This window comes from Alkalibacillus haloalkaliphilus C5 (genome assembly GCF_000269905.1).
Lineage (GTDB): Bacteria > Bacillota > Bacilli > Bacillales > Alkalibacillaceae > Alkalibacillus > Alkalibacillus haloalkaliphilus_A.
This window is the reverse complement of record NZ_AKIF01000186.1, coordinates 1-4,839: the sequence shown is the minus strand read 5'-3', so window position 1 is coordinate 4,839 and position 4,839 is coordinate 1. Positions and strand designations below refer to the sequence as shown.

The 4,839-nt window shown below is 33.4% G+C and carries 9 protein-coding genes; all 9 read left to right on the top strand.

Annotation, left to right across the window (positions count from 1 at the left end; genetic code table 11):
• A partial coding sequence (locus A194_RS20865) for an HIT domain-containing protein (RefSeq protein ID WP_017187564.1) occupies positions 1-142 on the top strand: 142 nt, incomplete at its 5' end.
• A 438-nt stretch (positions 143-580) separates the two neighbouring features.
• Positions 581-784, top strand: a complete 204-nt coding sequence (locus A194_RS0114695) for a hypothetical protein (protein ID WP_017187563.1) — start codon at positions 581-583, stop codon at positions 782-784.
• 95 nt (positions 785-879) lie between these two features.
• On the top strand, positions 880-1,335 hold the full coding sequence (locus tag A194_RS0114690; protein WP_017187562.1) for a GNAT family N-acetyltransferase: 456 nt from the start codon (positions 880-882) through the stop codon (positions 1,333-1,335).
• A 29-nt stretch (positions 1,336-1,364) separates the two neighbouring features.
• Positions 1,365-2,180 carry a GNAT family N-acetyltransferase gene (locus A194_RS0114685; RefSeq protein WP_017187561.1) on the top strand — a complete coding sequence of 272 codons (816 nt, stop codon included), beginning with the start codon at positions 1,365-1,367 and terminating at the stop codon, positions 2,178-2,180.
• Positions 2,181-2,207: 27 nt separating this feature from the next.
• Positions 2,208-2,555 (top strand): DUF4260 domain-containing protein, encoded by a 348-nt coding sequence (locus tag A194_RS0114680; protein ID WP_017187560.1) that lies wholly within the window; start codon positions 2,208-2,210, stop codon positions 2,553-2,555.
• A 91-nt stretch (positions 2,556-2,646) separates the two neighbouring features.
• Positions 2,647-3,096 carry a DinB family protein gene (locus A194_RS0114675; RefSeq protein WP_017187559.1) on the top strand — a complete coding sequence of 150 codons (450 nt, stop codon included), beginning with the start codon at positions 2,647-2,649 and terminating at the stop codon, positions 3,094-3,096.
• 86 nt (positions 3,097-3,182) lie between these two features.
• Positions 3,183-4,145 carry an acetyl-CoA carboxylase carboxyl transferase subunit alpha gene (accA, locus tag A194_RS0114670; RefSeq protein WP_017187558.1) on the top strand — a complete coding sequence of 321 codons (963 nt, stop codon included), beginning with the start codon at positions 3,183-3,185 and terminating at the stop codon, positions 4,143-4,145.
• Between the two features lie 93 nt (positions 4,146-4,238).
• The gene (locus tag A194_RS21045; RefSeq protein WP_017187557.1) at positions 4,239-4,391 is read left to right on the top strand and encodes an NAD-dependent epimerase/dehydratase family protein; all 153 of its coding nucleotides are present in this window, start codon (positions 4,239-4,241) and stop codon (positions 4,389-4,391) included.
• 44 nt (positions 4,392-4,435) lie between these two features.
• Positions 4,436-4,839, top strand: a 404-nt coding sequence (locus tag A194_RS0114660) for a sugar nucleotide-binding protein (protein ID WP_017187556.1), incomplete at its 3' end; no start/stop codon positions are given.

The following is a 4,839-nucleotide window of genomic DNA, read 5'->3' as shown; positions in this document are numbered from 1 at the left end:
AGAACTAATGGGCGTTATTCAAAAGGTGGCGGCTATGGTAACTGAAGAAAATGGTGCATGTAGAGTTATTACTAACTTAGGGGATTATCAAGATTCAAAACATTTACATTGGCATATAGTTTCTGGAGAACAGTTGAGGTAGTTAGTTGAAGATGGGAAAAGAGGGGGAAAATATATGATGAACCACCAATATCTGCTTAGTTTAACCTCCTGGACCTAATAATCAGGAAAACACTTATAGTATGCGTATTGTTAAACTGCAACAACTGATAAAAGAGCTATTAGATATCCGTGAAAATGCACCTTTAACCAAGAGGATATATTAAATCCTGTTATTAAAGTTAATGGGGAAAACCTTATTTATACTTAAGGGGGCGATAGTTAAGTATAGGACTTCCACGACCGTTTTTATAAACCGGTCCTTTTAATATAAATTTAGGTTCAGAAAATTGTGATATTGGAGAAGTGAATATGTAAATTGAATTCAATGAAATCGATCAAAATTCTTACGGGCGGACGTTTATTTGAAGGGTTTTGTTAGGGAAATAATGATTTAAACGTAATTTAGGGAGGGTCTCTAATGGATAATTCTACAGAATCATTACAATGCCCAAAATGTGGAAGTACAGACTTAGGAAAAGGTAAGCATGCAGGATATAATGGCATGAATCCTGTAAATAAGCTGAGTTTTGGTTCAGAAGTTGAGTATATTCTTTGTACTGACTGTGGGTTTATTATTGAAAGCTATGTAAAAAAGCCAAATAAATTTAAAGGGACACTATAAAATTTGATACTTCTATTTAACTCTATGATCGTTTTATAACTTGGTCTTTTATTATTTTTATTCAAAAAATTATGGTATTGAAGGTGAAAATAGCTATGCAAATTGAATTCAAAGCAGTTGATCCAAATAATTACGTTGAATGTGTGAAGTTGAACGTAAAAGATGATCAAAAGGATTTTGTTGCACCTAATTGGTTCTCTCTACTTGAAGCAAATTATGAAAATGGCGAAAGATTTCCTATGGCTATTTATCAAGGTGAAACTATGATTGGTTTTATGATGTATGTGTTTTATCCGGCTGATGAGGACTATCCATTAGATTCATGGTGGATTGAACGATTTATGATTGATCAAGACTACCAGAATAAAGGTTATGGAAAAGAATCTTTAAATAGATTTATTAATTACTTTAGAAGTAAGTATGGAAGCATCGGGCTTCGAATAGCAACAGAACCCAAAAATGAAGTGGCTATTAAATTATATGAAGAAATAGGTTTTGTAAAAACAGGAGAATTTGTAGAAGGAGAAGCTGTATTGTATATGAAGGTATAAGTTAAATTATTGTGTTGGAGAGTGAGAGTATGAGCCCAGTAGCAAATAAAGAATTGTCTTTTCGATTGGAAGATTCAGAAATTGAAACAGTGAGATCTCGACTAACAGAAATTCAAAAAATAGAAGGTAATCCAATGGGAGTAGACATTCAAAGGTTTGGGAATGCAACAGCTTTTTCAGTAAAGAACATTCCAGGTCCATCTTTCAATACGATAAAAGGGTTAAAAGAAGGTGATGAAAACCAAATAGATAAGATTATAGATTTTTACAAAGAAAAAGAGATTCCCGTTCGATTTGAATTAACTCCTGCTCATACTTCTTCAGAATTACTAACTTCTCTAAGTGATGCGGGCTATTATCACCATGATTTTCATACAACATTTTATGCTTCAACTTCTAATGAATTAACAGTAAGTTATGACCCAAAGATTACGATTCGTGAGTTAGAAGGAAATGAATTTAACACATTTGCGGAAATCTATACTAAAGGTTTTCAAATGCCAGCATTTTTAAAAAGTGGAGTCGCACAAAATAATGAAGTACTTTATAACATAAAAAATTGGACTTTTTATCTAGCTAGTTATGAAAACGAACCTGCAGGGATAGGCGTTTTGTTCATAAAAGACGGTATAGCTACTTTAGCTGCTTCAGCTACTTTACCAAACTTCAGAAATAAAGGAGTCCATAGTGCATTAATAAAGCACCGTATTGACCATGCCAAGCGTGAAAAGTGTGATGTTGTTGTAGGGCAAGCCAGGTTTGGCGCAGTCAGTCAAAATAATATGGAAAGAGTAGGAATGAATATAGCTTATACAAAAGCAATATGGGTTGAAAAAAAAAGCTAGTTAGTAGATAGAATGGGGGATTTAATTTTGAATAAAATCCTATTGCACATAGAAGGTCTTGCCGTCTTTGCATTAAGTATTTATCTTTATGGATATTGTCAATTTAGTTGGGTATTATTTTTTGTCTTGCTACTATCACCAGATGTTTCAATGCTTGGTTATTTATTTAATAATAAAGTTGGTGCAATGCTTTATAATTATTTTCATACTTACACTACAGCTATAATTGTTATTCTTTTGGGTTTATTAATATCCAACCAAACGGCTTTAGCAGTCGGTTTAATTTGGTTAGCCCATATTGGAATGGACAGAATGGTTGGTTATGGATTAAAGTACCCAACAGAATTTAAAGACACTCATTTAAATCGTGTGTAATTTTATTTGTGATATTTCTTCACTAACTGTACGTAACTCATGAAGGGCCCTTTTTTGTTTTATATAAAATTGAAGAGTAGGTGGATTTAATATGAAGAAAGTGTTAAAGCAATTCGAAGAAACAATGGATACCATACAAAAGTTAAAAGAGGTACCAGAAGCACAACTAACTGAACCAATCAGTGATGGAAAATGGTCGATTAGAGAAATAGTAGGGCATTTATATTATTGGGATAAGCATAATCTTGAAAAAATGGTTCCGTTAATGACTAACGGAGGAAAGTTGCCACCGTTTCCTAATCATGACGAACACAACGAAGAAGCGGTAGCCTATATAAAAGATCATTCAGTTGAAACTGTGATTGATGATTTTATAGAAACGCGAAAAGAACTGATCGAAAGTATCTCAAAAGTAGAAAAGGATACTAGATTTACAATTGGACAAGGAAAGCGAAAATTCTCAAGTGAAAGTTTTATAAAAATCTTTGTAAAACATGATGTTCACCATTTGCAACAAATCAATGTGAAATTAAATCATTAGATTAAGCATTTAGATAAATAAAGGGGTATTCTAATTAATTGGCGAAGTAATATTTGTATTGATATCTATTTTAAGAGGTGGAGTTATTGAAAAATTATTTGGAGTTTGAAAAGCCAATATTTGAATTAAAAAACAAAATCAATGAGCTCATCACTTACGCAGAAGAATCAGACGTTGACCTTTCTAAAGAAATATCTAACCTCCAAGAGCGTGTTTCAAATTTACAAGATGAAATTTATAATAATCTGACGCCATGGCAAAGAGTTCAAATAGCACGTCACCCGAATCGACCAACGACATTAGAATATATTGATTTATTATTTGATCAGTTTATCGAGTTGCACGGTGATCGTTATTTTAGTGATGACCAAGCTATTGTTGGTGGAATTGCTAAGTTTGACGATAGGCCAGTTACAATTATTGGTCAACAAAGAGGTCGAGATACGAAAGAGAATTTAGCACGAAACTTTGGCATGCCGAATCCAGAAGGCTATAGAAAAGCTTTAAGGCTGATGAAACAAGCAGAAAAATTCAATAGACCTGTTATTACGTTAATCGATACAAAAGGGGCCTTTCCAGGAAAAGGAGCAGAAGAACGCGGGCAATCAAGAGCACTTGCACATAACCTTTTTGAGATGGCCGGATTGAAAGTACCCATTATAAGCATTGTAATTGGTGAAGGCGCGAGTGGGGGAGCATTAGGAATTGGTGTAGGAAACCATATTCATATGTTAGAAAATACGTGGTTCTCTGTCATTGCGCCAGAATCAGCAGCTGCTCTTCTTTGGAAAGATGCAACTCAAGGTGAGTATGCAGCTAATACGATGAAGATTACCGCACCAGATCTAAAAGAATTAAAGATTATTGATGAAATTGTCCCTGAAATTAAAGGTGGAGCACACCATAACCCAATTGAACAAGCTAATCGATTGAAGAAAATAATAGAAAGATCACTTAAGGAATTTTCGACTTACACCGAAGAAATGGTCGTTGAACAAAGGTATGTAAAATATAAAGGTATTGGAGTATTTAGTGAAGTAAATAAATAGATGTGCCCTTATATAACATTCGAAGCAGAGTCATTGTATTTAAACTGTTGTTAAAAAAATAATTGACTAATAAATTCTAAGGAGGAACTAGACTTGAGAATTCTAATTCTAGGAGCGACAGGTTTTCTGGGCTCAACTCTATTAGGATATGCTGAGAGTTCAGGTTATACAGTATTGGGTACATCAAGGTATGCTCATAACCAATCAAATATCATTTCATTGGACGTAACTGATAAAATGCAGTAGAGCATGTTATAAAAGATAATCTTCCTGATGTATTTATTTGGACATTGTTAAGCAAGGATGAAGAGGATGTACTAATAAACACTGGTCTTACAAACCTTTTATCAGCTATAAGCGAAAGAACGAAATTTATTTTTATTTCTTCGGATGGTGTTTTTACAAAAGGGGAAGGTGACTATACAGAGTCTGATCATACTTTACCAGTAACTGAAGGGACTCCTTTATCTACTTATATCAATTCAAAAATAAAAGGTGAAAAGAAAGTTCAGTATATGCATTCAAATTACACTATTATTCGAACTGGACCCCTTTATGGCAACGATTTAAACCAGAATATTGAACAACGAACGAAAAGAGTTTTAAGAAAGATTGGTGGGAATAGTTATAGTGAAGCAGCAACAAATTTATATAAAACGTTTGTTCATGTTGACGATTTATCAAAAGCGATTAT

Coding starts and splice junctions, on each gene's coding strand:
- A194_RS0114675 (WP_017187559.1), top strand. CDS start 2,647: ATGAAGAAAGTGTTAAAGCAATTCGAAGAAACAATGGATACCATACAA.
- A194_RS0114690 (WP_017187562.1), top strand. CDS start 880: ATGCAAATTGAATTCAAAGCAGTTGATCCAAATAATTACGTTGAATGT.
- A194_RS0114685 (WP_017187561.1), top strand. CDS start 1,365: ATGAGCCCAGTAGCAAATAAAGAATTGTCTTTTCGATTGGAAGATTCA.
- A194_RS0114695 (WP_017187563.1), top strand. CDS start 581: ATGGATAATTCTACAGAATCATTACAATGCCCAAAATGTGGAAGTACA.